The organism is Streptomyces sp. NPDC032822, assembly GCF_055578825.1.
In genome coordinates, this window is the sequence record NZ_JBVIOL010000001.1 from 149,569 (window position 1) to 176,457 (window position 26,889).

At 68.6% G+C, this 26,889-nt stretch carries 24 protein-coding genes and 1 pseudogene; 14 read left to right on the plus strand and 11 right to left on the minus strand.

Annotation, left to right across the window (positions count from 1 at the left end; translation table 11 throughout):
- Window positions 1-2,436 carry a transglycosylase domain-containing protein gene (locus ACZ5VD_RS00650; protein ID WP_468679817.1) on the minus strand — a complete coding sequence of 812 codons (2,436 nt, stop codon included), beginning with the start codon at window positions 2,434-2,436 and terminating at the stop codon, window positions 1-3.
- 211 nt (window positions 2,437-2,647) lie between these two features.
- Here ACZ5VD_RS00650 and ACZ5VD_RS00655 point away from each other — a divergent pair, with 211 nt between their 5' ends.
- The 4 genes from ACZ5VD_RS00655 to ACZ5VD_RS00670 are packed head-to-tail and all read left to right on the plus strand — an operon-like array spanning window position 2,648 to window position 6,206.
- A complete protein-coding gene (locus ACZ5VD_RS00655; RefSeq protein WP_468552963.1) occupies window positions 2,648-3,448 on the plus strand; it encodes an ABC transporter permease in 801 nt (266 codons plus the stop codon).
- A 52-nt stretch (window positions 3,449-3,500) separates the two neighbouring features.
- Complete coding sequence (locus ACZ5VD_RS00660; protein ID WP_468680924.1) at window positions 3,501-4,265, plus strand: ABC transporter permease; 765 nt, start codon at window positions 3,501-3,503, stop codon at window positions 4,263-4,265.
- Window positions 4,266-4,271: 6 nt separating this feature from the next.
- Complete coding sequence (locus ACZ5VD_RS00665; protein ID WP_468679819.1) at window positions 4,272-5,333, plus strand: ABC transporter ATP-binding protein; 1,062 nt, start codon at window positions 4,272-4,274, stop codon at window positions 5,331-5,333.
- Between the two features lie 33 nt (window positions 5,334-5,366).
- Window positions 5,367-6,206, plus strand: coding sequence for a DUF1707 SHOCT-like domain-containing protein (locus tag ACZ5VD_RS00670; RefSeq protein WP_468679821.1), 840 nt, complete (start codon window positions 5,367-5,369; stop codon window positions 6,204-6,206).
- Between the two features lie 28 nt (window positions 6,207-6,234).
- On the opposite strand, the gene ACZ5VD_RS00675 is transcribed toward ACZ5VD_RS00670, so the two are convergent.
- Complete coding sequence (locus ACZ5VD_RS00675) at window positions 6,235-7,572, minus strand: SGNH/GDSL hydrolase family protein (RefSeq protein ID WP_468679823.1); 1,338 nt, start codon at window positions 7,570-7,572, stop codon at window positions 6,235-6,237.
- A gap of 195 nt (window positions 7,573-7,767) precedes the next feature.
- Here ACZ5VD_RS00675 and ACZ5VD_RS00680 point away from each other — a divergent pair, with 195 nt between their 5' ends.
- Both ACZ5VD_RS00680 and ACZ5VD_RS00685 read left to right on the plus strand, forming a co-directional pair.
- Window positions 7,768-9,117, plus strand: a complete 1,350-nt coding sequence (locus tag ACZ5VD_RS00680; protein WP_468679825.1) for a DUF445 domain-containing protein — start codon at window positions 7,768-7,770, stop codon at window positions 9,115-9,117.
- Window positions 9,118-9,246: 129 nt separating this feature from the next.
- Window positions 9,247-10,725 carry an MFS transporter gene (locus ACZ5VD_RS00685; RefSeq protein ID WP_468552968.1) on the plus strand — a complete coding sequence of 493 codons (1,479 nt, stop codon included), beginning with the start codon at window positions 9,247-9,249 and terminating at the stop codon, window positions 10,723-10,725.
- 46 nt (window positions 10,726-10,771) lie between these two features.
- On the opposite strand, the gene ACZ5VD_RS00690 is transcribed toward ACZ5VD_RS00685, so the two are convergent.
- On the minus strand, window positions 10,772-12,238 hold the full coding sequence (locus ACZ5VD_RS00690) for an alginate lyase family protein (protein ID WP_468680926.1): 1,467 nt from the start codon (window positions 12,236-12,238) through the stop codon (window positions 10,772-10,774).
- Window positions 12,239-12,506: 268 nt separating this feature from the next.
- On the opposite strand from ACZ5VD_RS00690, the gene ACZ5VD_RS00695 reads away from it, so the two are divergent.
- Window positions 12,507-12,866 carry a VOC family protein gene (locus tag ACZ5VD_RS00695; RefSeq protein WP_468552969.1) on the plus strand — a complete coding sequence of 120 codons (360 nt, stop codon included), beginning with the start codon at window positions 12,507-12,509 and terminating at the stop codon, window positions 12,864-12,866.
- A 16-nt stretch (window positions 12,867-12,882) separates the two neighbouring features.
- Here ACZ5VD_RS00695 and ACZ5VD_RS00700 read toward each other — a convergent pair whose 3' ends face one another.
- Both ACZ5VD_RS00700 and ACZ5VD_RS00705 read right to left on the minus strand, forming a co-directional pair.
- Window positions 12,883-13,185 carry a hypothetical protein gene (locus tag ACZ5VD_RS00700; RefSeq protein ID WP_468552970.1) on the minus strand — a complete coding sequence of 101 codons (303 nt, stop codon included), beginning with the start codon at window positions 13,183-13,185 and terminating at the stop codon, window positions 12,883-12,885.
- A gap of 164 nt (window positions 13,186-13,349) precedes the next feature.
- Complete coding sequence (locus ACZ5VD_RS00705; RefSeq protein WP_468552971.1) at window positions 13,350-14,201, minus strand: oxidoreductase; 852 nt, start codon at window positions 14,199-14,201, stop codon at window positions 13,350-13,352.
- 129 nt (window positions 14,202-14,330) lie between these two features.
- Between ACZ5VD_RS00705 and ACZ5VD_RS00710 the strand changes: the two genes are divergently transcribed.
- From ACZ5VD_RS00710 to ACZ5VD_RS00735, 6 genes are all read left to right on the plus strand, one after another.
- Window positions 14,331-14,996, plus strand: a complete 666-nt coding sequence (locus tag ACZ5VD_RS00710; protein ID WP_468555368.1) for a DNA-binding response regulator — start codon at window positions 14,331-14,333, stop codon at window positions 14,994-14,996.
- A gap of 53 nt (window positions 14,997-15,049) precedes the next feature.
- Window positions 15,050-15,628, plus strand: a complete 579-nt coding sequence (locus ACZ5VD_RS00715) for a GNAT family N-acetyltransferase (protein ID WP_468679827.1) — start codon at window positions 15,050-15,052, stop codon at window positions 15,626-15,628.
- Between the two features lie 87 nt (window positions 15,629-15,715).
- Window positions 15,716-16,681: an ankyrin repeat domain-containing protein gene (locus ACZ5VD_RS00720; protein ID WP_468679830.1), complete on the plus strand. Its 966-nt coding sequence runs from the start codon at window positions 15,716-15,718 to the stop codon at window positions 16,679-16,681.
- Between the two features lie 350 nt (window positions 16,682-17,031).
- Window positions 17,032-17,352: a hypothetical protein gene (locus ACZ5VD_RS00725; RefSeq protein ID WP_468679832.1), complete on the plus strand. Its 321-nt coding sequence runs from the start codon at window positions 17,032-17,034 to the stop codon at window positions 17,350-17,352.
- A gap of 428 nt (window positions 17,353-17,780) precedes the next feature.
- A complete protein-coding gene (locus ACZ5VD_RS00730) occupies window positions 17,781-19,457 on the plus strand; it encodes a glycosyltransferase family 2 protein (RefSeq protein WP_468679834.1) in 1,677 nt (558 codons plus the stop codon).
- Window positions 19,458-20,122: 665 nt separating this feature from the next.
- Window positions 20,123-20,287: a hypothetical protein gene (locus ACZ5VD_RS00735; protein ID WP_468550608.1), complete on the plus strand. Its 165-nt coding sequence runs from the start codon at window positions 20,123-20,125 to the stop codon at window positions 20,285-20,287.
- A 52-nt stretch (window positions 20,288-20,339) separates the two neighbouring features.
- On the opposite strand, the gene ACZ5VD_RS00740 is transcribed toward ACZ5VD_RS00735, so the two are convergent.
- The 5 genes and pseudogenes from ACZ5VD_RS00740 to ACZ5VD_RS00760 all read right to left on the minus strand — a co-directional run bounded on the left by ACZ5VD_RS00740 (window position 20,340) and on the right by ACZ5VD_RS00760 (window position 22,677).
- Complete coding sequence (locus tag ACZ5VD_RS00740; RefSeq protein WP_468679835.1) at window positions 20,340-20,552, minus strand: DUF397 domain-containing protein; 213 nt, start codon at window positions 20,550-20,552, stop codon at window positions 20,340-20,342.
- Window positions 20,553-20,720, minus strand: a pseudogene (locus tag ACZ5VD_RS00745) (Scr1 family TA system antitoxin-like transcriptional regulator); the annotation flags it as partial.
- Window positions 20,721-20,737: 17 nt separating this feature from the next.
- Window positions 20,738-21,232 (minus strand): hypothetical protein, encoded by a 495-nt coding sequence (locus tag ACZ5VD_RS00750; RefSeq protein WP_468550606.1) that lies wholly within the window; start codon window positions 21,230-21,232, stop codon window positions 20,738-20,740.
- Window positions 21,233-21,622: 390 nt separating this feature from the next.
- The gene (locus ACZ5VD_RS00755; protein ID WP_468550605.1) at window positions 21,623-21,832 is read right to left on the minus strand and encodes a DUF397 domain-containing protein; all 210 of its coding nucleotides are present in this window, start codon (window positions 21,830-21,832) and stop codon (window positions 21,623-21,625) included.
- Window positions 21,832-22,677 carry a helix-turn-helix domain-containing protein gene (locus ACZ5VD_RS00760; RefSeq protein WP_468679836.1) on the minus strand — a complete coding sequence of 282 codons (846 nt, stop codon included), beginning with the start codon at window positions 22,675-22,677 and terminating at the stop codon, window positions 21,832-21,834. Before ACZ5VD_RS00760 ends, ACZ5VD_RS00755 begins: the two co-directional genes overlap by 1 nt.
- A 201-nt stretch (window positions 22,678-22,878) precedes the next feature.
- Between ACZ5VD_RS00760 and ACZ5VD_RS00765 the strand changes: the two genes are divergently transcribed.
- On the plus strand, window positions 22,879-23,541 hold the full coding sequence (locus tag ACZ5VD_RS00765; RefSeq protein ID WP_468680928.1) for an ATP-binding protein: 663 nt from the start codon (window positions 22,879-22,881) through the stop codon (window positions 23,539-23,541).
- A 4-nt stretch (window positions 23,542-23,545) separates the two neighbouring features.
- Here the strand turns inward: ACZ5VD_RS00765 and ACZ5VD_RS00770 are convergent, their stop codons facing one another.
- Window positions 23,546-26,710 carry a DEAD/DEAH box helicase gene (locus ACZ5VD_RS00770; protein ID WP_468679837.1) on the minus strand — a complete coding sequence of 1,055 codons (3,165 nt, stop codon included), beginning with the start codon at window positions 26,708-26,710 and terminating at the stop codon, window positions 23,546-23,548.
- Window positions 26,711-26,889: the final 179 nt, after the last annotated feature.

A 26,889-nucleotide genomic window follows, 5' to 3' on the forward strand; every position in this document is an offset into this window, starting at 1 on the left:
TCAGCCGACCGGCCTTCGCCCCGTGGTCTGTGGGAACACCCCGCCCGTCGCGGCGCCTGTCGTGTCCCCGGTGGTGCCGCCGGTGGTGTCTCCGGTGGTGCCACCCGTGTCGGTGGTGCCGCCGGTGGTCTCTCCGGTGGTGCCGTCGGTCGTGCCGCCGTCGGTGGTGGTGCCGCCGGTCGTGGTGGTGTCTCCGGTGGTGCCGGTGCTCGTGTTGCCGGTGGTGCCGTCCGTGGTGCCGCCGTCGGTGGGGGTGCCGCCGGTGGTGCCCTCGGTCTGGCCCTCGGTCTCCTGGCCGCCGGTGGTGCCGTCCGTGGTGCCGCCGGTGTCCTCCTCGTCCGCGCCGGGGTCGGTCGCGGTGTCGGAGGGCGGGGCCTGGATCTCGTCGGCGCCCGGCTGGAGTTCGAGGTCGAACTCGGTGACGGGCTTGCCCTTGAGGGCGGCCTTGGTGAACTGTGCCCAGATCTCGGTGGGTGCCCCGCCGCCGTTGATCCGGTCGAGGCCCATCACGCCGTACAGCGACTCGTGCTTGGCCGTCACCGGGTCCTGGCCCATGACGGAGACGACGGTGGCGAGGTCGGGGGTGTAGCCGGCGAACCAGGCGGCGGTGTCCTCCTCGGCGGTGCCGGTCTTGCCCGCGGCGGGGCGGCCGGCGGCCTGGGCGGCGGTGGCGGTGCCGTTGTCGACGACGCTCCGCAGGATGGACGTCGTGGTGTCGGCGGCCTCGCGGCTGACGGCCTGCTTGGTCTTCTGCCGGGGCAGTTCGACCTCGTCCTTGCCGTCCTTGGTGATCTTCTCGACCATCGTGTACGTGCCGTGCTTGCCGTGGTTCGCGAGGGTGGCGTAGGCCTCCGCCATGTCGAGGACGCTGGCGGTGGACGGGCCGAGCGCGATGGACGGCGAGGCCGTCAGGTCGGGGGTGGAGGCGGGGATGCCGAGGTCGATGGCGGTCTGCTTGACCTTGTCGGAGCCGACGTCGACGGCCATCTGCGCGTACACCGAGTTGACGGACTTGTCGGTGGCCTCGCGGACGGTGATGTCGCCGTAGGAGCCCTGGTCCTCGTTCTCGGGTGCGTAGGTGCCGCCGTCCCAGCCGACGATGGGGCGCTTGTTGGTGCCGTCGTAGATGGTGTTCGGGGTGATGACGCGGCCGTCCTGCGTCTCGGAGTCGTTCTGGACGGCGGAGGTGAACACGAACGGCTTGAAGGTGGAGCCGACCTGGAAGTCGCCGCGGGTGGCGTTGTTCGTGTACTGCTTCACGTAGTCGATGCCGCCGTACATGGCGACGACCTTGCCGGTCTTGGGGTCGACGGCGGCGCCGCCCGCGCGGACGTAGGTGTCGACCTTGCGGTTCTTCTTGTCGAGCTTGTCCATCAGCTGGTCGTTGACGGCGTCGACGAAGGCGTCCTGCCTGCCCTTCGCCAGGGTGGTGGTGATGCGGTAGCCGCCGGCGTCGAGCTGGTCCTTGTCGAGGATCTTGTTGTCGGTGAGGTAGTCCTTGATCGCGTTCACGATGTAGCCGCGCTGACCGGACATGCCGGTCGAGACGGTGGACTCCTTCGGCATGGGGAACTTCATGCCGGCCCGCTCCGACTTGCTCAGCCAGCCCTTGGTGACCATGCCGTCCAGGACGTAGTTCCAGCGGGCCTGGGCGGCGGACTTGTTCTCGGGGTGGGCGACGACGTCGTACTCGCTGGGCGCGTTGACCAGCGCGGCGAGGTAGGCGCCCTGGGCGGGGCTGAGGCTGACGGCGTCGACGCCGTAGTAGGCCTGGGCGGCGGCCTGGATGCCGTAGGCGTTGCGGCCGAAGAAGCTGGTGTTGAGGTAGCCCTCCAGGATCTGGTCCTTGGACTCCGTGCGGTCCAGCTTGATCGAGATGAAGAACTCCTTCACCTTGCGGGTGACGGTCTGTTCCTGGGCCAGGTAGTAGTTCTTCACGTACTGCTGGGTGATCGTGGAGCCGGACTGCTTGCCCTTGCCGGTGGCGGTGTTCCAGCCGGCGCGGAGCATGGCCTTGGGGTCGATCGCGGACTCGGAGTAGAAGTCGCGGTCCTCCGCGGCCAGGACGGCGTGCTGGGCGTCCTTGGAGATCTGGCCGAGGGGGACGATCTCCCGGTTGACCTCGCCGTCGCGGGCGAGCTGGCTGCCGTCGGCGTAGAGGTAGACGTTGCTCTGTTTGGTGGCGAAGGCGTTGGCGGCCGGGATCTTGACCATCGAGTAGCCGAGGAAGAACAGGCCGGCCAGGAGCAGGACGCCCACGACGAAGGCGCCGAGCACCATGCGCCAGGTCGGGACGGCCCGCCGCCAGCCGGTCCGCTTGGGCCGCTTGGCCTTCTTGCCGGCCGGCGTCTCGGGCTCACCGGCGGCGTCAGCCGCCTGTGGTTCTCGGGGGGCCCAGCCCTGGGTCGGCTGCTGCGGCTGCGACTCGTCGCTCATGTCGTGCACGGACTCCTGTTTCGCGTCTTACGTTCCCGTACGTTCCCGTACGCCTCGTACGCCTTGTGCGCCCCCAGTTGAAGACTCTCGCACCACGCGTTCCGTTCCCGACAACCGGCACGCGCTTGCCCGGAAATTGCGTGGCGTGGCACACAGGCCGTGGACTAGGCTCCTCCGCTTCGGTGTCCGCGAGGCGGGGAGGACGGTTTCCGTGGGTGCGGCGCGGTTGTACGCGGCGGTCGCGGCGGGGGGTTTCCGACGGTACGCGACGTATCGGGCGGCCACGCTGGCGGGGGTGTTCACGAACACCGTCTTCGGGGTGATCCTCGTGTACACGTACACGGCGCTGTGGGACGAGCGGCCGCGGCTGGGCGGGTACGAGCTGGCAGAGGCGCTCACCTATGTGTGGATCGGGCAGTCGCTGTTCAAGACGGTCGCCTCCGGTGGCGGCGGTGTCGAGAACGAGCTGATGGAGCGTATCCGCACGGGGGATGTGGCGGTCGACCTGTACCGCCCTGTGGACCTCCAACTGTGGTGGATGGCAGCCGACTTGGGGCGGGCGGCGTTCGAGCTGCTGGGGCGCGGGGTGGTGCCCTTCGTGTTCGGGGCGCTGGTGTTCCGGCTGGCGCTGCCCTCGGACCCGCTGGTCTGGGCCGCCTTCCTGGGCACGGTCGTGCTCGCGGTGCTGGTCAGTTTCGCGATCCGCTATCTGGTGGCGCTGACCGCGTTCTGGCTGCTGGACGGGGCCGGGGTGGTGCAGATGGCGTGGCTTCTGGGGTGGTTCTTCTCCGGGATGCTGCTGCCGCTGAACGTGTTCCCGGGCGTGTTCGGCGAGATCGTACGGATGCTGCCGTGGTCGTCGCTGCTCCAGGCGCCGGCGGACGTGCTGCTGGGGCACGCCGACCCGTGGCGGACGTACGCCTTCCAGGGGGCGTGGGCGGTGGCGCTGCTGACGGCCGGGCGGCTGGTGCAGTCGGCGGCGACGCGCAGGGTGGTGGTCCAGGGTGGCTGAGCGGCCCGGGCGGCTCTCCGAGGGGCTGCGCGCGTACCGGCTGATCGCGGCGATGTGGATCCGCTCCACGATGGCGTACCCGGCCTCCTTCGCCATGACCGCGTTCGGGAGCTTCGCCACGACGGCACTGGAGTTCGTCGCGATCTTGCTGATGTTCTCGCAGGTGGACGCGCTGGGCGGTTACTCGCTGCCCGAGCTGGCCTTCCTGTACGGCCTGTCCGGCACCACGTTCGGGGCCGCAGACCTGGCGATCGGCTCGATCGAGCGGCTGGGGCAGCGGGTCCGCGACGGCACGCTGGACACGCTGCTGGTGCGTCCGGCGCCCGCGCTCGCGCAGATGGCCGCCGACCGTTTCGCGCTGCGCCGCCTGGGCCGGACGTTCCAGGGGGTGCTGGTGCTGGGCTGGGCCCTGGTGAGCGTGGACATCGACTGGACGGTGGCGAAGGTGCTGCTGATGCCGGTGATGCTGGTGAGCGGCTTCGGGATCTTCTGCGCGGTGTTCGTGGCGGGCGCGGCCTTCCAGTTCGTGGCGCAGGACGCGGCGGAGGTGCAGAACGCGTTCACGTACGGCGGTACGACGTTGTTGCAGTACCCGCCGACGCTCTTCGCGACGGAGCTGGTGCGCGGGGTGACCTTCGTGTTGCCGCTCGCCTTCGTGAACTGGGTGCCCGGGACCTATGTGCTGGGGCGGCCCTATCCGCTGGGGCTGCCCGGGTGGGTGGCGTTCACGTCCCCGTTGGTGGCGGTGGCCTGCTGTGCGCTGGCGGGGCTGGCCTGGCGGGCCGGGCTGCGGTCGTATCGGAGTACGGGGAGTTGAGGGACCGTGGGTGATCAGTTCATCGAGGTGGACCGCGTCGAGAAGGTCTTCGACGTGCGCAAGAAGACCGGCTTCCTCAGGAGCGAGCGGCGTCGGGTGCGGGCGGTCGACTCGATCTCCTTCACCGTGTCGCGTGGCGAGATGGTCGGCTACATCGGGCCGAACGGCGCCGGGAAGTCGACGACGATCAAGATGCTCACCGGCATCCTGACCCCGAGCGGCGGCCGGCTGCGGGTCGCGGGCATCGACCCGTCCCGGGAGCGGTCGCGGCTCGCGCACCGGATCGGGGTGGTGTTCGGGCAGCGTACGACCCTGTGGTGGGACCTGCCGCTGATCGACTCGTACCGGCTGATGCACCGTATGTACCGCATCCCCGACGGCCGTTATCGCGAGAACCTCGACCGGCTCGTCGAACTCCTCGAACTGGGCGACCTGTTGGACGTGCCGGTACGGCAGCTCTCGCTCGGCCAGCGGATGCGGGGCGACATCGCGGCGGCCCTGCTGCACGATCCGGAGGTGCTCTATCTCGACGAGCCGACGATCGGCCTGGACGTCGTGTCGAAGGTCCGGGTGCGGGAGTTCCTGCGGGAGTTGAACGTCGAGAAGGGCACGACGGTACTGCTGACCACGCACGATCTCCAGGACATCGAGCAGTTGTGCTCGCGGGTGATGGTCATCGACCACGGGCGTCTGATGTATGACGGTCCGCTCACCGGTCTGCACGAGGTGGGGGAGAGCGAGCGGGTCCTGGTGGTCGACCTGGAGCGCGAACTGCCGCCGATCGAGGCGCCGCCGCCGGCCCGGGTGGTGAAGGTGGACGGGCCCCGGCAGTGGCTGGCGTTCCCGGCGTCCGAGTCGGCGGCACCGCTGGTGGCGCGGATCGCGGCGGAGTACCCGCTGGTGGACCTGTCGGTGCGGGAGCCGGACATCGAGGCGGTGATCGCCAAGATGCTGCATTCACTGGGAGGCAGGGCCGGCGGGGGCGTGGCCGAGGAGGGCCCGCCCGAAGGCGGCACGGCCAAGGGGGACACGTCCGAACCCCCGCCGGACCGGGCGGCGACCGCATAGTGCCCGCCGCCCGGAACTCGTAGGCTGCTGTACATGACCGAGGATGCCCCGGAGCTGCGCGCCTCCGACGCCGATCGTGAACGAGTCGCCGAGATCCTGCGGGACGCCGTCGCGGAGGGGCGTCTCGACATGGAGGAGTTCGGCGAGCGCCTGGACGCCACGTACAAGGCGCGGACGTACGGCGAACTCGCGCCGATCACCCGGGACCTGCCGGCCGCCTCGGGCGCCGCGCCCGCGCCCCGGGTCTCGATGACCAAGGAGCCTGATCGGAGCGGGGGTTGGGCGGGGCGGATCGTCGGCGGCGAGGGGTCGTCGACGTGGGCGGTGGCCGTCATGTCGGGGTTCCAGCGCAGGGGCCGCTGGACGGTGCCGAAGCGGTTCAACTGTTTCGCGTTCTGGGGCGGCGGCGAACTCGATCTGCGGGAGGCGAACTTCGCCGACGGCGAGGTCGTGATCAACTGCGTGGCGATCATGGGCGGGATGTCGGTGGTGGTGCCGCCCGGCGTCGAGGTCGTCGTGCGCGGCATCGGCATCATGGGCGGCTTCGACCAGGGCGAGGAGGGTGTGCCGGGTGAGCCGGGCGCCCCGCGCGTGGTGGTGACGGGCTTCGCCTTCTGGGGCGGGGTCGGCGTGGAGCGCAAGGTCACGCGGGCCGAGCGGCAGCGGCTGAAGGAGGAGCGCCGTCAGGAGAAGCTGGAGCGCAGGTCGTCGCGGCGGGAGCTCGGTGACTCCCACCGGGACGAGGTGCGCGAGGCCCACCAGCGGATGCTGGAGGGGCACCACGACCTGATGCGGGAGCGGCGGCGCGAGCGCGAGGAGCGCCGCGAGGGGCGCCGGGAGGAACGGGACCGGCGCCGCCACGACGAGTACTGACCGCGCCGCCCTGCCGCCCTCCACGGCCCTACAGTTTCGCGGGTGCCGCCCCTTCCAGGTCGGCCAGGTCGAAGACCGCGGCCATCCGCGCGTACCCCTTGTCGCTCGGGTGGAGATGGTCGCCCGAGTCGTAGTCGGCGCGGATCCGGCGCGGGTCGTAGGGGTCGCGGACGGCCTTGTCGAAGTCGACGACGGCGTCGTAGACCGTGCCCGCGCGGATCTGGGCGTTGATCGCCTGGCGGACGTTCTCGCGGGCGTCGGAGTAGCCGCGGTGGCCGCCGAAGGGCATCAGGGTCGCGCCGATGACCTTGATGCCGCGGGCGTGGGCCTGGCTGACCGTGGCGCGCAGGCCGTCGAGGATCGCGTCGGGGTCGGCGAGGCGCGGGTTGCGCAGGATGTCGTTGATGCCGAGGTCGACGACGACGACCTTGACGTTGGTGCGGCCGAGCACGTCACGGGCGAAGCGGTCCACGCCGGCCTGGTTCTCCGCGGGGCGGCCGAGGCCGTCGGCGAGGACCTGGTTTCCGCCGATGCCCTCGTTGACGACGCTGTAGCGGGGCAGGTCGCCGCCCGCCTGGATCGTCGTGCGCAGCCGGTCGGACAGCAGGTCGGGCCAGCGGCTGTTGGCGTCCGTGGTGGAGCCGACACCGTCGGTGAGCGAGTCGCCGAACGCGACGACGGTGCCCTCCGCGTTGTCGCTCAGCACGTCCAGCGCGGTCACATAGCGCCAGTAGGCGGTCGGCTCGGTGTACGCGCTCGCGGTCGGGTCCTCGGTGCGGTCGCCCTCGGCGACGTACGAGGTCTGGCGGGCGTGCGGGTGGTAGGTGACCGGCCCGGACTCGGTGGGGGAGTAGGTGGTGACGAGGAGGTCGTCACCGGCGGTGATCGCGATGCGCACGGCGTCGCTGAGCACCTGCCTGCCGGCCGGGACGACGACCGTGGTGTTGCCGCCGAAGGTCAGGCGCCGCATGGTCGCCGCGGTCGCCTCGGCGGTGCCGGTGCGGGCCGAGACGGCGACCGAGGCGTGGGTGATGGTCAGGGGTGACTGGCCGTAGAGATTGGACAGCGTGATGCGGGCACTCGTGCCTCCGATGCTCGCGTGCACGACGTTGCGCACCGAGCGGCCCGCCATGCCGGTGATCTCGGTGCCGGGTTCGGCGCCGGCCGGGGCGGCGGACCAGGAACCGACCCAGACGCCGGTGGAGGCCGGGGCGGCGGAGTTGCGCGGGGCACGGGGACCGGTCAGCGCGGTCCGGTCGTTCGTGCCGGTGTCGGTCGCCGCTCCGACGTAGTAGATGGCGGCGGAAAGGGCCACGATCACGGCCAGGATCGTGGCGAGCAGGGCGTAGCCATGACGCCGGGTCATGCGGTGTTGTTCTCCTCGGACGATGGGAGCCCGAGGCTCCGATCTGATGAGCCCATGATGAGCCATGGACCTGGGGAAAACTGACAGGACCCCGCCACGTTCCCCCGACCGGACAGACGCCGGGAACTCTTGTTCCGTTCCAGGAGTCGGTCAGGAAGGGACAATGTGTGAGGGATCACCGAACGGGTGGAGCGGATGGAACGTACGGAAACGGGATCAACCGGTACGGACGGGCGGCCTGAGGGGCAGCATGCCCGCACCGGTACCTCCACGAACCGCGCCATGAACACGTTCAGCGAGGCCGACGAGGAGAAGCAGCGCGGCGTGCGCCGCATGAAACTCACCGCGACCGGCATGCTGTTGTTCGTGGCACTGGTGTACGTCCTCGCCAAGTGGGCCTCCCACCAGGGCGCCGGTGCCTGGTCAGGGTATGTCGCCGCAGCCGCCGAGGCCGGCATGGTCGGTGCGATGGCCGACTGGTTCGCCGTCACCGCCCTCTTCCGGCACCCGCTCGGCCTGCCCATCCCGCACACCGCGATCATCCCCACCAAGAAGGACCAACTGGGGGTGTCCCTGGGTGAGTTCGTCGGGGAGAACTTCCTCTCCGAGGGTGTCGTACGGCAGCGGCTGCGGGCCGTCGGCATCGGCAGCCGGCTCGGCGCCTGGCTCGCGGAGCCGGACCACGCCGACCGGGTGACGGCCGAACTCTCCGCCGCACTCCGGGGCGCCCTGACCGTCCTGCGCGACTCCGACGTGCAGGCCGTGGTCGGCGAGGCGATCACCCGGCGGGCCGACGCCCAGGAGATCGCGCCCGGCATAGGGAAGATGCTGGAGAAGATCGTCGCCGACGGCGGCCACAACAGGGCCGTCGACCTGATCGTCACCCGGGCGCACGACTGGCTGGAGCTGCACAGCGACTCCGTGATGGACGCCGTCCAGGGCGGCGCACCCGGCTGGACCCCCAGGTTCGTCGACAAGCGGGTCGGCGAGCGGGTCTACAAGGAACTGCTGCGGTTCTGCGTGGAGATGCGGGACATGCCCTCCCACCCGGCCCGCGGCGCCCTCGACCGCTTCCTCACCGACTTCGCCTCCGACCTCCAGTCCGACACCGACACCCGCGCGCGGGTCGAGCGGCTCAAGGGCGAGGTGCTGGGCCGCGGCGAGGTCCAGGACCTGATCGCCTCCGCCTGGACCGCCGTACGCTCGATGATCGTCTCGGCCGCCGAGGACGAGCGCAGCGAGCTGCGGCTGCGCGTGCGGGCCTCCCTGCTGTCGCTGGGCGCCCGGATGGCGGCCGACCCGAGGCTCCAGGCCAAGGTCGACGGCTGGGTGGAGGGCGCGGTGGTGTACGTCGTGACCACCTACCGCGGCGAGATCACCTCCCTCATCACGGACACCGTGGCGGGCTGGGACGCCGAGCACACCACCCGCAAGATCGAGGCGAACATCGGCCGCGACCTGCAGTTCATCCGGATCAACGGCACGGTGGTCGGGTCGCTGGTGGGGTTGTTGATCTATACGGTGTCGCGGGCCCTGGGAGCGTGACCCCGAAGGGGCCGCGGCGGGCGCCGGGGCGCGATCGGGAAGGGGCGGCGGGAGGCGCCGGGGCGTAGAGCCGCTGGTCGGGGGAACTTGGTGAAAGTTCTCGCGCGCGACTCGACGAGGAGGGAGCCCATGACCACCGCCCCGGCCGAGACCGGCCCCACCATCACCAGCAGCATCCCCGCCCGCCTCGACCGCCTCCCGTGGTCGCGCTGGCACTGGACCGTCGTCATCGGCCTCGGCACCGTGTGGATCCTCGACGGCCTCGAAGTCACCGTCGTCGGCAACATCGCCGGCCGGCTCTCCGAACCCGGCAGCGGACTCCCGATCACCTCCGGCCAGGTCACCGGCATCGCCGCCGCGCTCTACGTGGCCGGTGCCTGCCTCGGCGCCCTCTTCTGGGGCCGCCTCACCGACATCTGGGGCCGCAAAAAACTCTTCATGATCACCCTGGCGGTGTATCTCGGCGCGACCGCGCTGACCGCCGTCTCCTTCGACACCTGGTGGTTCCTGGTCTTCCGCTTCCTCACCGGCTTCGGCATCGGCGGCGAGTACGCGGCGATCAACTCCGCGATCGACGAACTGATCCCCAAGGAGTACCGCGGCCGGGTCGACCTGATGATCAACGGCAGCTTCTGGCTGGGCGCCATCGGAGGCTCCCTGCTCTCGATCGTCGCGCTGAACACCGACATCTTCGCGGCGGACGTCGGCTGGCGGCTCACCTTCGCCCTCGGCGCCGTCCTCGCCCTCGTCATCCTCGTCGTACGACGCCACGTCCCGGAGAGCCCGCGGTGGCTGCTCATCCACGGCAGGAACGAGGAGGCCGAACGCATCGTCACGTCCATCGAGAAACGCATCGAGGACGAACAGGGCGAACCCCTCCCACCGGCCGAGGGTGAACTCACCATCCACCAGCGCCGCGGCGTCACCTTCCTGGAGATCGCCCGCACCGTCTTCTCCGACTACCGCAAGCGGTCCGTCCTCGGCTTCTCCCTCTTCATCGGCCAGGCCTTCCTCTACAACGCGATCACCTTCGGCTTCGGCGCGATCCTGACGACGTTCTACGACGTCCCGACCGGCAGCACCGGCTACTACTTCGCCGTCATCGCCCTCGGCAACTTCTGCGGCCCGCTGCTGCTGGGCAAACTCTTCGACACGGTCGGCCGGCGGATCATGATCTCCTCGACCTATCTGCTCTCGGGCCTGTTCCTCTTCGGCACGGCGTGGCTCTTCGACCGGGGCTCCCTGAGCGCGAGCACACTCACCGCCTGCTGGTGCGCGGTCCTCTTCTTCGCCTCCGCGGGCGCGTCGAGTGCCTACCTGACGGTGTCGGAGATCTTCCCGATGGAGACCCGCGCGATGTCCATCGCCTTCTTCTACGCCCTCGGCACCGCCGCCGGTGGTATCAGCGGCCCCCTGCTGTTCGCCGAACTCACCGGCACGGGCAAGGTCGGCGACACGGTCCTCGCCTTCCAGATCGGAGCGGCGCTGATGTGCGCGGCCGGTCTGGTCGCGGCGTTCCTCGCCGTCCACGCGGAACGACGCTCCCTGGAGGACATCGCGACACCACTGACGGCGACGGCGAGCCCGGCAACGGAGGCGGGCAAGTAGGGCCGGGACCCCGGGGCGCCTGTGGCGCAGGTGGGGCCCGCGGTGCCTATTCCGCGCCGCCCCGCCGCACCTGGTCCCGACGCCGGAGGAACAGCAGCCCACCGGCGACCGCGGTGATCCCCGCGGCGGCGGTCCAGCCGACGACGTCACCGGAACCGGTGGCCGCGAGGTCCCCGCCGGCCTCGGCAGAGGCAGCGGTAGAGGCGGAGGCGGAGGGTGACGGGGTGCCCGTCGCGACACCCTGCGGACGGGCATCGGAGCCGCTGCCACTCGAACCGGCGCTCGCCACCGGGCTCGAAGAAAGCGACGTGTCCGCCCCCTTGTCCCGCGTGAACGCCAGTGTCCCGAACCCGAGTTGGTCGAACCCGCCACTGTTGGGCCCGTAGTCCCCGCCACCCCCCTCGGGCGCGGCCTTCGCGGCGGCCCGCGTGAGATAGGACGCGGACATCCCCCGTCGCCTGGTGTAGTGGTTGGCGATCATCGCCCAGATGGGCCGGGTCATCGCCGGATCGACACCGGCGGCGTCGGTGACGGTCTCCGACCCCGACCAGCCGTCGACCGCACCTTTCGCCCGGGTGTCGGCGGTGAAGGGGACATCGCCGCCGAGGCTCCACTTGGCCACGTACTGGGCGCCCTTGAGGAAGCGGCTGTCGTCATGGCCGTACAGGTCGATGCCCTGGTTCCAGGCCATCTCGCAGAACGTGCCCATCAGTCCCACACCGAGCAGCGCGTGCCCCTGGTCCCGCCCGGCCTCCAGCCACTGGCCGAGCCCGTCGTCGTACACGACGGGGATGGCGTTCCTGACGGATCCCAGCCCCTCGCCGTGCTTGAAGTAGGCGACGGCACGCGCGACTTGGGCCTGGTCGTCGCAGAAGATGCCGGTGGCCAGGACGCAGGCCATCGCGGTGAGATCCCAGTTGGTCCAGTAGTTGCTGACGACCGCGCCGTTGTGCTCGACGAGGAACGAGTCGCTGAGCGAGGCGAAGACGCCGCTCAGCATCTCCTGGAACCGGCCGAGCTCGAAGTCGCCGTGGTCCCGGACGAGTTCGGCGGCGTTCGCGAACTGGTAGCCGTACAGCCCCGCGGCCAGGAAGCGGTCCGCGTTGCCGGCGAGCGAAGTGAGCTTCGCCGACCAGGCGTTGAGGATCGCGACGGCGGTGTCGGCGTACGCGCTGTCGCCGGTGACGTGGTGGCGCAGACCGTTCTGGTAGGCGGCGTGGATGTCGTGGTAGAGGGTCGCGTAGTTCTGGCCGGTGCCGCCGCGGACCACGGTGGCCTGCGGGTTGGCCGTCCAGCCGCTCTGCGCATGACGGTTGGCGGTCAGCTTGGCGAACCCGGCGGTGTAGGGGGCGGCGCCCGCCCTCACCTTGGCGGTCATGCGCGCCAGGTCGGCACCGGTGTGCAGAAGGCCGGGGTGGGCGAACGCGGTGCCGGCCGCGGCGGCGGGCGTACCGGCATCGAGGGCGGTACCTGCGCCCACGGCCCCCGCCGCGACACCCGCGGCCTTGAGCATGTTCCGGCGACTGATCTCTCGTGTCACGTGCGGCATTCCTCTTCGGTCCTCGGGGGCGGATCACGTGCCTGGGTCTGTGCCTGTCGCCTGCGGCTGCGGCAGGGGACGGTGAGGAGACGAGCGGAGGGGCCGACCGATAACGAAAACTGGAGACCCGGTGCAGTGAGCACGAGCATGAGCATCAACGGCACCGAGACCGAGACCGAGACCGAGACCGAGACCGGGTCCGGGACCGTGACCATGAACGCGAGCGTGAGGAGTGAGGGCCGTGACCATCCGCAGGATCGTCCCCGACATCCAGGTCGAGTCCGAGGAGGCGATGCGTACGAACCGGGACTTCTACGGCCTGCTCGGCTTCGAGGAGGCCATGAACCTGGGCTGGGCGCTGACCCTCGCCTCACCCACCAACCCCACCGCCCAGATCAGCTTCTTCACCGAGGAACGCACCGCACCCGTCGTCCCCGACCTGAGCGTGGAGGTCGAGGACGTCGACGCGGTGTACGCGCAGGTGGTGGCGTCGGGTGCGGAGGTCGTACGGGAGCTGCGGGACGAGGAGTGGGGCGTACGACGGTTCTTCGTACGGGATCCGAACGGGCGGGTGGTGAACGTGCTGACGCACCGGGCCTAGTCCGGCGGGCAGCGGCTCAGGCGTGCCGGTCCGCCACCACCCACGACGCCAGGGCGACGGCCCCGGCCACCCCGAACACGGCAGGCCAGGCTCCGACCTTCTTGGCGAGCGGATGAGAGGCGCCGAAGGCGACGACATACGCGGCGGTCAGCGCCCCCGCGGCCGTCCCGCCCGCCTGCCGCCGCCACTGCTGAGCGGCCGCGGCACCGGCGACGGCCAGCACGGCCCCGCCCAGCGGTCGCTTCCTGGTCCAGCGGGCCACGCCGTACCCACCGACGAGACCGCTCGCCGCGACGACCGCGCTGGGAACCTTCGCCATGCCTGCCTCCTGTGCCGTGCCGGAACCGGCCCCGATGCCGGACATCCGAGGCTAGCCGGTGCCGGTGCCGGTGCCGGTGCCGGTGTCCGGTGCCTGTGCCTGTGACGGTCACGGCGGCCCCGCCGGCTCTCAGGAGGCAGGCCCGCCCCGCCGCCCCGCCCCCGTCAGCCGCGCAGCTCGGACAGATCCTCGTCACCGAGGCGGAGATCGTTGGCCGCGAGGTTCTCCTCCAGGTGGTCCAGGGAGCCGGTGCCCGGAATCGCCAGGACCGACGGCGAGATCGCCAGCAGCGAGGCGAGCTGCACCTGCGCGACGGTCGCGCCCAGCCGTGCCGCGACCTTGCCGAGGCGTTCGGTGTCGAGGGGGCTGTATCCACCGCCGAGCGGGAAGTACGGCACGTACGCGATGCCCGCTTCCTCACACTCCGCCAGCAGCCCCAGGTCACCGGTGACGTGCTCGTTCTGCACCGCCGTGACGGGCGCGATGGCCCGGGCCTCGGCGAACTGGGCCGCGTCGACATTGCTGACGCCCAGGTGCCGGATCAGCCCCTCGTCCCGGAGCGCGGCCAGTACCGCGAACCGCTCGGCGATCGACTCGCCGCCGGGCCCGGTGATCCCGCCCACCCGCAGATAGACCAGGTCGAGCCGGTCGAGACCGAGAGAGCGCAGATCCCCCTCGACCAGTCCGCGCAGCTGGTCGGGGGTCGCCTGCCCGCTGGGCACACCGTTCGGTCCGGGCAGCGGCCCGACCTTCGTCGCGATCACCAGATCCTCGCTGGGCGGGTAGGGCGTCAGTGCCGTCCGGATCAGGTCGTTGGCCCACACGGTTCCCCGGCCGTAGAAGCCGGCCGTGTCGATGTGGTTCACGCCCAGTTCCACGGCGCGCCGGAGCACCGCGATGCCGGTCTCCGGGTCTCGCGTCGGACCGTCGAAGGTGCCCATGGCCAGGCGCATCGCACCGAAGCCGAGCCGGTTGACGGTCAGGTCTCCGCCGAGGGAGAAGGTCTTGGTCGTCATGCGGTTCATGCTGTCCGCCGCGATGACGCCGGGCGAGCCCGTGGCAGCTTGCTGCCACGGGAGGTGGGGGAGGGCGGGCCGTATCGGAGGGGCTCCCCGGAGCGGCCGGGCTGCTGCCAGACTGGAGGGGTGCCGAAGGAACAGGTGTTCTCAGTGCGGGGGGACGCGGAGTTGGTCGCGCGTGCCGGTCATCTCTTCGCGTCCGTTCAGACCGAGTTCCTGTGCGCCGCCCGGGACCTCAGGACCTGGTCGCAGCCGGAGGCCAGGACGGCGGTCGCGAACCGGGTGCGTGCCGCGGACTCCCCGACCCTGTCCGTCCACAAACTGCTCAGCCCGGTGGCCCTGGCCGATGAGGAGTCCCGCGCGCACCTGCGGCTGGTGCGGAGCGAGGGGGCGCTCGTCCGGATCAGCGGTTCGCCGCTGCCGCACGAGACGATCCTCATCGACCGGCGGGTGATGATCCTGGCCGGCCGGGAGACCCCCACCGGCCGCGAGTACACGGTGACGACCTCGCGGAATCTGGTTGAGGGCGTCCTCTCCCTGATCCGCGCGATCTGGGACAGTTCTCCCGATCTCGACACCTACCTGCGCAGCGATGTCCCCCACCTGGACGCCGACGGCCGCATGATCCTCCAAGCCCTCGGTTCGGGTCTGACCGACGCGTCGGCGGCCAGACGCCTCGGCCTCTCACTCCGCACCTACCGCCGCCGCGTGGCCGAGCTGATGACCGAGCTGGAAGCCGGCTCGCGCTTCCAGGCGGGGCTGCGAGCGGGCGAACTGGGACTGCCCCGCTGACCCACCCGATCCGCCGACCACGGCGGAGCCCGGACAAGGAGGGAGGGCCAGGCATGGACGCCCACCTGTTCCTGGAGACCGAACGTCTCGCGTTACGCGCGTTCACCGACACCGGCACCGACGCCGAGCACCTGCTCGCCCTGGACAACGACCCCGAGGTCACACGCTTCATCAACGGCGGAAAGCCGACGACCCTGGAGACGATCCGCACCCACACCCTGCCCCGCCTCCTCCACACCCACCCGTGCACGGGGATCCGAGGCTTCTGGGCCGCGGAGGAGAAGGCCACCGGAACCTTTCTCGGCTGGTTCGAGTTCCGGCCCCTCGACGAGCACGACCCCACGGTCGTGGAACTCGGCTACCGCCTGAACAGGGTTTCCTGGGGCCGGGGTTACGCCACGGAAGGCTCACGCGCCCTGATCGCCAAGGGTTTCACGGACCTCGGAGCGCGGCGGATCACCGCGAACACGATGACGGTCGACGCCCGCTCCCGCAGCGTGATGGAGAAGGCGGGCCTCACCTTCGTCCGGACCTACGACAGCGCCTGGCCGGAGCCGATCGAGGGCTCCGGCCAAGGGGAGGTCGAGTACGAACTCACCCGATCCGCGTGGGAGCGGCAGACGAAGGCGTAACGCCCCCTGGGCTTGCGCCGCCTGCGTTGTCAGTGCCGTCTGCGAGGGTGTGCGTGGGTACGGGACCGGCAAGGGCGGGGAGCCACGATGACGCGTGCGAACGACGGCTGGACAGGCGTGGGTTGGAGCACCTGGAAGGACATCGACGTCATCCGGCGCCTCCTCGACCAGGGCGCGGATCCGGAGTCGCACGGCGGAATCAGCCCCCTGCACCAGGCGGCGGCCTACGGCTCACCGGAGGTCGTGGCGGAACTGGCCCGCCGGGTCACCGATGTGGACGCGCTCGCCTACGGCACGACAGCCCTGTGGGACGCGGTCCTCGCCAACAGAGCGGACAACGCCCACGCCCTCACCGAGGCCGGCGCCGACCCCTGGCGCCCCCTGCTCGCCGGCTGGTCCCCGGGCCGCCTCAGCCTGGCCGGCCCCACCCCGGACCTGTTCCCACGCCCGGCGACCGAGCCCGGCCTGACCGGGCCCGAGCAGGCAGCCGTCACGGAGGCCGAGTGCCTCACCACAGCCCTCGGCGACCTCTCCTACGACGGTCTGGGCCTCGCCTGCGTGGCGGGCATCGACGCCGAAGAGGCCATCCGCCGCCTGGAGGCGACACCGACCCAGGCCGAGAACACGGCCGACATGATCGAGAACCCCTACGACTACGACCTCGACGAAACCCTCCACATCGTCGGCGTCACCACGGTCCCCGGCGGCTGCGTCCTCACCCAGCCCTGGGGATACGCCCCGTCGATGCCGGGCATCCACACCCGCCTCTCCACCGGCACCGTCTCCTACGGCCTGTACGCCAACCCCAAGAGCGGCAACCAGGGCAGCATCACCCGCGACGGCGTCACCCAGGGCTGGGACCTCCACCCCGGCGGCGGCACCCCGAACCCGGACGACACACCGGAAGAGGTCCTGCTCACGTACCTTTTCCAAGGCAGAGCGGTGGCCTTCGCCTGCGCCTACGCGGGCCTACGCCTGACCGACCCCCGCCCGGTGACGGGCCCACCGGACGTGTGGGTGGAACTCCCGGAACGGGACTACTGGACGCACTGAAGTCCCGGGCCGCCTACCTGCCCCTCCCTCATGGCTGAGGAGCACGTCAAGGACGGAAACTCTCGGGCGAGGGCGACTACCAGGACGGCGAATGCCACGGCCCCTGGACCTTCTACTCCCTAAACGGCCGGGTGAAGGCCCAGGGCACCTACCGTGCCGGCCAACTGGAGGGCGACGGGACCTGGTTACCGCGAGAGCGGCGCCCTTCTCCAACAGGGAGCCTTCGCCGACGGCCACCAACACGGCCACTGGCGCCGCCGGCACGACACCGGCAACCCGCTGGACGGAGGGGACGTACGACCGACACCGAACGGCCGGTCGAGATCTCACCGAGTCTGCTGGAAAACTGGATGCTGGCCTTCATTGTCCAACTCAGTTCTCCTGGAGCCCAGTTCGTCAGAGCAACCGACGCTGAGGGCGCGCCGCTGCTGTACCTGTTCGACGCTGAGCGGGAGTCCTTCGCGGCCTTCACGGACGAGAACGGCTCGGGGTGGACGGTCCGACAGGGCGGGCCCGTAGCCCTGTGGGACAGCATCGAGGGGGCTGTCGGAGCTTGGCAGGACGCTGGACGGCCGGACATCGATGCTGTCCAGCTACTGGCCACTGAGCGGGCCCACAGCTATTGGATCGGGGAGAGGGATGCGCTGCGGTGGGAGCATGCCCTCGCCTGAGCGGCTCTGTCCCTGGGGCGAGTCCGCGGCGACTGTCACGCAGGATGCGTACTCGATCAACTTGCCATCATCTGGTGAGCGACGGAGTTGGATCGCGTACGCGAGATCCGCCGCCCCAGATGCGGGCGCGGTATGGGAGTCGGCTCCGGCCGTGTGCTGTCGCTTTGCCGCGGTAGCCGCGGGCAGGCGTGCCGCCGGGGCGACTCCCGCCCCGAAGAGGCGAGGCACCCCGCAACACCGGGCTGTGCGACCCGTCCCGGCCCACCGCAGCTCGCGATACCTACTCCGTGCCCCAGGGCTTGCGGTACCTACTCCGCGTCGCACTTGATCCGGTCGAGTTCATCCGTGAGGAACTTTTACCTAGTTCCGAACGTTTTCTCGACGCTCGACACAAGGGCACAACAAGGGGACTTCGCCGGGGGGCGTCGATGCTCAAGGTCAGCATTGTGGTGCCTGTGTACAACGCGGGCCGGTACATCGAACTCTGCGCACCATCGCTGCTCGGACAGAGCCTGGGCGAGGACGCGTACGAGATCATCTACGTCGACGACGGCTCGACCGACGACTCGGGGGAGAGGCTGGACCGGCTGGCGGCCCGGCATCCGCATGTGCGCGTGGTCCACCAGGAGAACTCGGGCTGGCCCGGCAAACCGCGCAACGTGGGGGTGCGTCTGGCCCGTGGCGAGTATGTCCAGTTCGTCGACCAGGACGACGAGTTGACCCCCGAGGCCCTCGAACGCCTCCACCGGTTCGCCACCCGCAACGGCTCAGACATCGTCCTCGGCATGGTCACCGGCACCATGACGGGCCCCAGCCGCGTCTTCAAACGCACCGTCGAGCACTGCACGGTCGAGGACGCGCCCCTCATCGAGAGCCTCACTCCGCACAAGCTGTTCCGCCGCGACTTCCTCCTCACCCACGACCTGACCTTCCCGGAGGGACCGGTCCGGCTGGAGGACCAGCTCTTCATGGCCCGCGCCTACCTGCGCGCCAAGACCGTCTCGATCCTCGCCGGCCACCCCTGTTACGTGTGGAAGCGCCGGGACGACGGCCTCAACACCAGCAGTCGCGCCACCACCCCCGAGGACTACTACGGCCATCTGCGCTCGGTGGTGGAGGCCATCAAGGAGAACACCTCACCGGGCCTGCTCCAGGACCACTTACTGGGCCGCTCCTACCGCGTCGAACTCCTGCGCCCGGTCTCCGAACCGCGCATTCTGGCCCGCACCGGCAAGGCTCTCGAACGCTACTTCGGCGTCGTACGCAAGTTGGCTCTCGACGCCTATCCGCCCGGCGTCCGCGAAGGGCTCCCGGCGATCAGCCGGCTCAGGGCGCACCTGCTGGAGGAGGGCCGCCTCGACTCCCTGGTCGAACTAGCCCGCCGCACCCAGGGGATCAGGCCCCGGCTCACCGTCGACGACGTCCGCTGGAGAGCCGGCCGACTCGTCATCACCACCACCGTCGCCATGCTCCGCCCCGACGGTGAGCCCCTCGCCCTTGTCGAGCGCTACGGCCGTCTCCTCCTGGACCCCGACCTGCTCGCGGGCATCAAGGGCGCCGAGGGCTGGGAAGCCGCGCACCCCCTCGGCCATGCTCAGGGCGAACTCATCGTCCACGACACCGCCCGCGACCTGTGGTGGTTCCCCGACGCCGACCTCACCCCCCGCACCCAGCCGCTCGGCGCCGGCCGCCACCGCGTGGTCCTCACCGGCGAGACCGCCATCGATCCACTCACCCTGTTCGGCGGCGAGGCGATGGCGCCCGGTACGCACCTCGTCTGGGCCAGCGCCCAACTCCTCGGCGTCGGCCGCCGCACCCGCGTCACCCGGGACGACGACCACCCCCGCCCCGGCACGGCGAAGCTCGGCACCCCGCCCCGCCTCGTCATCCCCAACTGGGGTGGCCCCGGCGGCCAACTCCGCCTCGCCGTGGGCCGACCGGGCCGCGCCACCGTCCCCGACCGCATCCTGCTCGGCACCACAGCCGCCCCGACCGTCCGCCGCGCCGTCCGCACCCTCCTCCACCGCCTCCCACCCGACGTCCGCCGCCAGGCCCGCACCCTCGCACGGCGGGCGGACCCGTGGAGAGCGGCGGGGCGGGACTGAGCGGGGGTCGTGGTTCTGGGGGAGGGGAGCGGAGCGCTACGAACACCGCGTGACGGTCGCGGCAGCCGTAGTTCTTGATCACGGTTGGTAGTGACGGCGGTGATGGTGGCAGGCGGTCTCGACGGCTTGGTGATCGCGTCGCCAGGCGGTCCAGCGCAGGAAGTGCTCGTGGTCGTGGACGGGTGGCGGCAGCACGAGGGCTCGCAGGAGCCGGACGAGTTCGGGCGGCTCACCGGAACTACAGCTGCCGTGACAGGTAGCAAGAGTCCAGCTTGGTCGCCGAGCTGCTCCCTGGTGAACTTCCAGGGCACCCGCTTCTCGTCGGGCGGCCCTTCGCCGTTCAGGTATTCCGCGCACCAGTCGGCGATATGCCAACCGAGAGTGCGCTCGGGTAGCTTCCACTGCCCGAGTGCGTCCTTCTGCCCAGCCTGTAGAACTGGGGCTCCAGGGCCTCGGTCCCCTCGGCGGTGAGCGGCTTTGCAGCCACCGGTGACCTCCAGGACCCCCGGGACAGGGAGAGATGGGGCAGCTAGAATCAAGTCGCCCAAAAGGTCGTGTAGTTCGAGAAGAGAGAGCGGCGCTGATCAGGCGATACCTGCGCCTTTGTCCGAGGGGGGACGGAGGCCGTAGGTGCCTACGCCGATCCCTTTTCTGGAAGGAGCTACATGGAACTGGCGGGCTGGGTGACGGTCGGGACAGCTGCGGTCGTCGGGGGTTTCACCGTTGTGGGACACCTCGTCGACCAGGTCCCGCCGCTTTCCCAAAAGGTGATCGCTGCGATCCGGTCCGTTCGCGCGGTGCGCGACGAAGTGAAGGCGGACCGTAAGTGATCACCCGGTCGTGCCAGGGGATGTCCCCCTATTCCTCTGGCGCGGCCGAAAACTACAGCCCCAGACAAAACTGGTGGGTGCCACGCAAGAAGTTGGCCCAGGCCGTCGCCGAGATCGCGAGCTGTGATTCTTCCGGCCGCTTGGAGTCCCGTACAAGCACACCAGGCAGGACGAAGGCTGCCTCCACGCACTCGGTGGTGTTGCCGCCGCTGTACGACGACTTGAACCAGCTGGGTTCAGAGACGGACTCAGGACCGACGGGCATTCACAACTCCTGGCGGGCGTGATGGATCATGGCGGAGGAAGCCTCCATGTCCAACGCTTGTGCCTGGAGGTACTCGAACGCAAGTCTGTATCGGTCTAGTTCCTCGTCCTTCTCCAGGAAGAGGGAACCGGTGTGGATGTCGACGTACACCACGTCGAGGGCGGACTCGGTGCAGTGTGAGTCCGTCACTTGCCTTCGGCGCCGCAGTCGTATTCGTCCACTGCATCGAAGGATGGATTGATCTTCTCGTTGAACACGGGGTCCACCACATCGCGCAACTGGGAATCCGATTTCAGCTTGCTCGACGAACTCCTGACCGCGTCGAGCGCTGCACGGAACTGCTTGGCGATGTCTGGTGGAGCGCTCGCCTGCATTTCCTCGCCCATACGCACTATCAAGGCGGCCCGCTGCTGCAGACTCTTCAGATCCAGCTGCTGGCTGTGCACCGCGTCGGCCAGGTCGCCCCGGTAGACGACTACGCCGACTTGGAAGGCTGTCAGATCAAGGCAGAAGGCCGAGGTGGGGGACGGGCTCGGTGAAACCGGGGTCGATGCGGACGGTGCGGTGGCGTGGGAGTCCGGGCTCGGATCCGAGGAACCCGAACAGCCCGCCGTCATCATTGCGGTGACCATCATCGATGCGGCGATCGTCGTGGAGATCCAACTGCGTGGAAAGACCATGGGTGGAGAGTAGGCAACGGAGTCCGGGAGGGGACCCCGGCCGTTCTGCTACGCACCGTGACTGGGAGTACCGCGTGAGCATCTTGGTGCGTATCCGCATGGACGCTGCTTCGCCCGTCCGCTGCGTGCGAGGCAGGGGACAAGGTCCAGGGGGCGGCGACGTTCGCGGCATGGGTACTTCGCGACAGATCTAGGGATGTCTGTGGAGCACGCACAGGATGTCCTGCAGACACAGGTGGTCCGGCACTGGCTGCGAGCCCGGCCACTTCTCCGGCCAGGGCGGCAGTAGCGGCTCAACCAGGTCCCACAAGTCGTCGTCCACGATCTACGGCAGTACGCACACTCCACGAACGGCCGAATCGACCCACCAGTCACCACCACGAGATCTTGCTACGAGCTCCTAGGGTGTCCGTTTCCGCTCGCCAACGCAGCTATGAACACCCGCCATGCGTGACCTCGAACCACGACAACGGGCCCTACGTCGCTCTTGGAGTCGCGTACGAGGGCACCCTCCCCCGTACGTGCACACTCGACGCACTCCGTCCCACTGCCCCCGCTGTAGGAAGACTTGAACCACAACGGCGCGGATGGTGCCGTCATTAACACTCCTCTTTCATCTGGGAGATGAGCGCTACCGAAGACTCAAGGTCAAGGGCCTGTGCGCTCAGATACTGGAACGCCAACCTATAGCGATCCAGTTCCTGGGGCTTCTCCATGAAGAGCCCGCCGCCGAGTAGGTCTACGTAGACCACGTCCAGCTCGCGCTGAGGTCCGCGCAGGACGGCGAAGCTGCCAACTGCCGCTGCGTGGGCGCCCGTTGAGAAGGAGAGTACCTGGATTGTGATGTTCGGGAGCGTGCTCAGGGTAAGCAAATGTTGCAACTGCTCACGCATGACCTCACGTCCGCCGACTCTGCGTCGGATGGCCGCCTCGTCGACTACGCACCAGATGTGTGGAGGTTCGTCTCGGTCAAGGAGCTCCTGCCGTTTCATGCGAACGTCGACCATGTGTTGCACTTCCCGCTCCGTGCACTCGACCTCCGAAGCCCGGTGAACGGCCTCGGCGTACTTGCGGGTCTGGAGCAGGCCAGGAATGTACATACAGGCGTAGTGGTCTTCGCGTGTGACCTCGTCCTCAAGGGTGAGCATGAGGTTCATGGAATCGGGGATCGGGTCAGCGAGTGACCGCCACCAGCCCTGGATCCTGGCACCCTTCGCAAGTTCTACGAGAGCTTGTCGTTCCTCGTCTGTAGCTCCGTATTCGCGGCAAAGAGCGTCTACGGCCGGCCACTTGACCGTGCCTTCCTTCGTCTCGTAGCGACTCAGTGTCGCCTTAGAGATGCCGACGCGCGCGCCTGCCTCCTCAAGAGTGAGGCCCTTGAGCTCGCGGAAGCGGCGCAGGTCCGCGCCTAGTTGGCGCCTTCGCGTGGTGGGTCCAATCGGCATACGTACAGCCCTTCGTGTCGATGCACAGATCGTCCTGGCTGCCAGGACGAGTCGGCAAGGTGGTGTGCGCCGGGGGCGTGAGCCGTGTCAATGCGCTCCCATCTCTGCGTTATGAGAGTTCCATTTTGAGAGTTCCAATGCAACTCTAAGTGCATGACCGACTGCACTGTGCGACTCGGCGTGGCTAAGGAGGAGTTGAGCATGGACTGCACCGCCTGCATGCCAAGGAAGCCCTGGGACCTTCACTTTCTGGCGGAGCCCGAGGAGGTAGCGGCCCTACGGCGTGTGCTTCGGGTCCACCTAGGGCTCTGGGGCTTGGCCGAGCTCATCGACGCGGCCCAACTCTGCGTCAGCGAACTCGTTTCCAACGTCATCAGGCATGTCGGTCCCGGCACCCCCACTACCCTTGCCGTCTCAATGAAGGGCACCCATCTGCGAATCGAGGTCTCTGACCCCGACATCCGCGCTTTGCCCACGCTCCTCAACCAAGGCGTCAACTCTGAATCCGGGCGAGGAATGGAGCTCGTCACCTTCACCGCTGCTCGCTGGGGCGTCCAACTCCTCGCCGACCGCAAGGTGACGTGGTGCGAGCTCCCTACCACCCTGACCTCGCCCAACGGCCACCGCGGAGACGCTCATGTGGCAAGAGCGGAGGAGGTGCTCGACCTCTACGGCGGGGTGAAGCCGCTGCACTCAGTCGACTCGGGTCAGCTGAGCGCAGTGATGGCAGAGGAGGCAGCGATCGGTGCCATTGCTGACCTTCTTCACTGGCTCCGGGTGCATGGCCGCGATGCGGATGATGTATTGGACCGAGCCCAGATGCACTTCGAAGGGGAGGTGGAGATGGTGAGCGACTCGACGTGAGGCACTACCCGGCTTTGATCGTCGAGTACGTCCAGACATCCGCCGGGATCTCGTGCTTCAGCTTCCACGTGATCGCCATCGGGTTGCTACCAGTGTGCTTCACATACTCCGCCGGGCCGAGCAGTATCCACGGTTGAGCGCCACCTATATCGGTGCTCTTATAGCGCCGCACGAAGAGCAAGACGTGGCTGCCCTCAGTGATGTGATGCTGATAGCGCAGGCCAGTGGGCGAGGTCTCGGAAATCTGGTTCTGGGACTCCCAATGGAAGAGAGTCTCGCTCTGTGCGTAGTCGTGGTAGCGGGTCTGCGGCGAGAAGTCCTTCTCGTCCTTCTCCAGCGTGATGAGGAGCGCGTCCGTCTTGAGAGAGTCGCACCACTTCACACCCTCGCGGAAGTCGGCCGGCATGAAGCCGCCGATGTACGACTGCCCCAGTGCGGGCAAGATCTCTTCGCGGCTGTACGAGGCGTGCACGGTGAGGGGGACGCCGCTCTGACCGCCCAGGCCCAAGAGAGGGATCGGTACGTGCTCGGTATGGGCGAGGTTATACGCCAGCACCTGTCGCAGCTCACTGCGGACGGCGTGCTGCCCGCGCAAGGTCGCAAACCCGGCGTCGTAGTGGGCATACCCCTTGCGGACGATGCCGCCGAGTGGCCACAACTGGAAGAAGAGCATGCGGGCGTAGGCCTGCCCCTGCTCGTCAAGAGCGCTGTACGCGGGGGCGTCGTTTTCCAACATCCGCGTGTACGCAGCGATCCGTAGCGGGTCGTCCACGTGGAGGAACGCGGACATGCGCTTGAGTAGCGCGGCCTCGCCTTCCAGGGCCTCGCCCTTCAGGAGGCCGGAGCGACGCAGTAGACCCGTCCAAGAGTTCCCGTTGCCCCGGTAGAGCTCCTTGAGCTCGCGCCCGCTCTCATCGAGGTAGCGGCCGAGCTTCAGTTCGGAGTATTCCGCCACCTCGCGCGCCAGGGCCGTGACGTTGACGCCGATCTGGTCCTTGATGTTGGCGATGATGGTTTTCTTGGCCTTCTCCTCAAGGATGATCTGGCAGCCGGACGGGAGTTGCGGGAAGTCATGCTGGATGTTGTCCAGGAGTCGCTTGCGGGTCAGATTCGTCAGGGCGCGGAACTGGTTCTCGAATCGGAACTCCTTACGGTGCTGGCCGATGAAGTCGAGCACGGTCAGTACGGCCTTGTTCTCGGTGCGCCGGAGGCCTCGGCCGAGTTGCTGCAAGAACACCGTTGCGCTGGAGGTGGGGCGGAGTAGGAGCAAGGTGTCTACGTCGGGAATGTCGAGCCCCTCGTTGAAGAGATCGACCGAGAAGATCACCTGCAACGCCCCAGAGGCGAGGTCGGCCAGCGCCTGCTTCCGTTCATCGGCAGGGGTCCCGGCAGACAAGGCCACGGCGTTGAGACCAGCCTTGCGGAAGGACTGCGCCATGAAGTGCGCGTGCGCGACAGAAACACAGAAGCCCAACGCGCGCATGGCACTTGGATCGGCGACCTTGTCCTCAACGGCCTTCAACACCAGCAGTGCTCGCGCATGATTGGCGGACAGCACATCGCTTAGCGCACTTGCGTCGTAGGCCCCGCGATGCCACTTCACCGCGCTCAGGTCGGTGTTGTCGCTGATGCCGAGGTAGTGGAAGGGACTGAGTAGATCATTCTCCAAGGCCTCCCACAGCCGCATTTCGGCAGCGATGCGCCCATCGAAGAACTCGTCCTGGATGTTCTTCCCGTCCATGCGCTCGGGAGTCGCTGTCAGCCCGAGCAACTCCAGCGGCTCGAAGTGATCGAGAATCTTTCGATACGTCGGTGATGTCCCGTGATGGAACTCATCGATCACGATCACATCGAAGTGATCAGGAGCGAGCCTGTCCAGAGCTCGCGCGTTCAGCGACTGCACGCTGGCGAAGACATGAGTCCAGCGCTCCGGGATCTCCCCGCTGTGCAGGGACTCGCCGAAGTTTGCGTCTACCAAGACGTCTTGATAGGTCCGCAGGGACTGCTGGAGGATCTCCTTGCGATGAGCGACGAACAGTAGCCGCAGGTCACGGCCGTGCTTCTTGCGCAGCTGCTTGTAGTCCAGCGCCGCCATAACCGTCTTACCCGTGCCTGTCGCGGCAACCAGCAGATTCTCGTGCCGGTCATGCACCTCGCGCTCGACTTCGAGGCGCTCCAACATGTCGCGTTGATGGGCATAGGGGCGTACTTCGAGGCCGGACAGAGTAATTCGGCGATCCGCGGCTGAGGTATTCGAGGTGCCCCCGGCGATCGCCAACGCTTCCTGAAGTCGAGCGCTGTCGGTCTCCGGGTCGTACGGCTCGAAGGACGGGTCACTCCAGTAGGCCTCGAAGGTCGCGTCGAACTTTCGCAGTACGTCGGGCGTGGCGATGGACGAAAGCCGGACGTTCCACTCCAGCCCATCGAGCAGCGCGGCCTTGGAGAGGTTGGAACTGCCGACATACGCCGTGTCGTAACCGCTCTTACGCCGGAACAGCCATGCCTTGGCGTGGAGCCGCGTTGACCTCGTCTCGTAGTTGACCTTGACCTCGGCGTTGAACTCCTGCACCAGGCGATCTAGTGCGCGACGCTCGGTGGCTCCGATATACGTCGTCGTGAGGACGCGTATCGGCACGTCCCGCTCGCGGGCTGCCTGCAGAGACTGCTCGATGATGCGGAGACCGTGCCACTTCACGAAGGCGCAGAGCAGGTCTACGCGATCAGCGGTGGCCAACTCGGCACGCAATTCGAAGCCCAGGCTGGGGTCTTCCGGCGAGTTGGTGATGAGGGCGGTTTCGGAGAGCGGAATGCCCGGGCGCACGGCGAAGACACCGGGGGCTTCCTGCTTTGCCAGAGCCAGGAGTTGCCGGGGCCCTTCGGCGACTAGATCCACCCACTCCTGTGCTCCCGATAGCGTGCTGATGGACTCCAGGATGTGGTTCGCCGCGTGCACCCGCTCTTCGGCTGGCAGATTCTGCAGGACACGTCGTACTGTCCCCGCAACATGGCGAGCCAGGACATGAGGTACAGATTCCGCGCCGACCGAGTCGCTCACTGGGTGCCACCCCAGATCGGCGAGCCCCTTCAACTGCTGCTCAAAGCGGAGAGTGATGAGCTGCTCGTACAGCCCGGCGTGAGGGGCCAACGCGTCGCGGCGGCTCTGAGACATGGATCTGTTCCCCCGTTGAACGTGTGACTGGACGACGCACAGGTTCTTTCAGCGACTGCAAGTTCGTGATGAGGCGTCAGCAGTGAGGATCACGGCACAACTTCGAGTTGCCGCAGCGGCGGCAATGGGCGCCTTATCCACAAGAGTTTCCTGGGTACTCGCGTCAGGGAGTGCCCAGG

What these genes read in the sequence shown, in the direction of transcription:
- ACZ5VD_RS00650 (WP_468679817.1), bottom strand. Translation starts at nt 2,436, where the DNA reads ATGAGCGACGAGTCGCAGCCGCAGCAGCCGACCCAGGGCTGGGCCCCC.
- ACZ5VD_RS00660 (WP_468680924.1), top strand. Translation starts at nt 3,501, where the DNA reads ATGTGGATCCGCTCCACGATGGCGTACCCGGCCTCCTTCGCCATGACC.
- ACZ5VD_RS00670 (WP_468679821.1), top strand. Translation starts at nt 5,367, where the DNA reads ATGACCGAGGATGCCCCGGAGCTGCGCGCCTCCGACGCCGATCGTGAA.
- ACZ5VD_RS00675 (WP_468679823.1), bottom strand. Translation starts at nt 7,572, where the DNA reads ATGACCCGGCGTCATGGCTACGCCCTGCTCGCCACGATCCTGGCCGTG.
- ACZ5VD_RS00680 (WP_468679825.1), top strand. Translation starts at nt 7,768, where the DNA reads ATGGAACGTACGGAAACGGGATCAACCGGTACGGACGGGCGGCCTGAG.
- ACZ5VD_RS00685 (WP_468552968.1), top strand. Translation starts at nt 9,247, where the DNA reads ATGACCACCGCCCCGGCCGAGACCGGCCCCACCATCACCAGCAGCATC.
- ACZ5VD_RS00690 (WP_468680926.1), bottom strand. Translation starts at nt 12,238, where the DNA reads ATGCTCAAGGCCGCGGGTGTCGCGGCGGGGGCCGTGGGCGCAGGTACC.
- ACZ5VD_RS00700 (WP_468552970.1), bottom strand. Translation starts at nt 13,185, where the DNA reads ATGGCGAAGGTTCCCAGCGCGGTCGTCGCGGCGAGCGGTCTCGTCGGT.
- ACZ5VD_RS00705 (WP_468552971.1), bottom strand. Translation starts at nt 14,201, where the DNA reads ATGACGACCAAGACCTTCTCCCTCGGCGGAGACCTGACCGTCAACCGG.
- ACZ5VD_RS00715 (WP_468679827.1), top strand. Translation starts at nt 15,050, where the DNA reads ATGGACGCCCACCTGTTCCTGGAGACCGAACGTCTCGCGTTACGCGCG.
- ACZ5VD_RS00720 (WP_468679830.1), top strand. Translation starts at nt 15,716, where the DNA reads ATGACGCGTGCGAACGACGGCTGGACAGGCGTGGGTTGGAGCACCTGG.
- ACZ5VD_RS00725 (WP_468679832.1), top strand. Translation starts at nt 17,032, where the DNA reads ATGCTGGCCTTCATTGTCCAACTCAGTTCTCCTGGAGCCCAGTTCGTC.
- ACZ5VD_RS00730 (WP_468679834.1), top strand. Translation starts at nt 17,781, where the DNA reads ATGCTCAAGGTCAGCATTGTGGTGCCTGTGTACAACGCGGGCCGGTAC.
- ACZ5VD_RS00735 (WP_468550608.1), top strand. Translation starts at nt 20,123, where the DNA reads ATGGAACTGGCGGGCTGGGTGACGGTCGGGACAGCTGCGGTCGTCGGG.
- ACZ5VD_RS00740 (WP_468679835.1), bottom strand. Translation starts at nt 20,552, where the DNA reads ATGCCCGTCGGTCCTGAGTCCGTCTCTGAACCCAGCTGGTTCAAGTCG.
- ACZ5VD_RS00750 (WP_468550606.1), bottom strand. Translation starts at nt 21,232, where the DNA reads ATGGTCTTTCCACGCAGTTGGATCTCCACGACGATCGCCGCATCGATG.
- ACZ5VD_RS00755 (WP_468550605.1), bottom strand. Translation starts at nt 21,832, where the DNA reads ATGACGGCACCATCCGCGCCGTTGTGGTTCAAGTCTTCCTACAGCGGG.
- ACZ5VD_RS00760 (WP_468679836.1), bottom strand. Translation starts at nt 22,677, where the DNA reads ATGCCGATTGGACCCACCACGCGAAGGCGCCAACTAGGCGCGGACCTG.
- ACZ5VD_RS00765 (WP_468680928.1), top strand. Translation starts at nt 22,879, where the DNA reads ATGGACTGCACCGCCTGCATGCCAAGGAAGCCCTGGGACCTTCACTTT.
- ACZ5VD_RS00770 (WP_468679837.1), bottom strand. Translation starts at nt 26,710, where the DNA reads ATGTCTCAGAGCCGCCGCGACGCGTTGGCCCCTCACGCCGGGCTGTAC.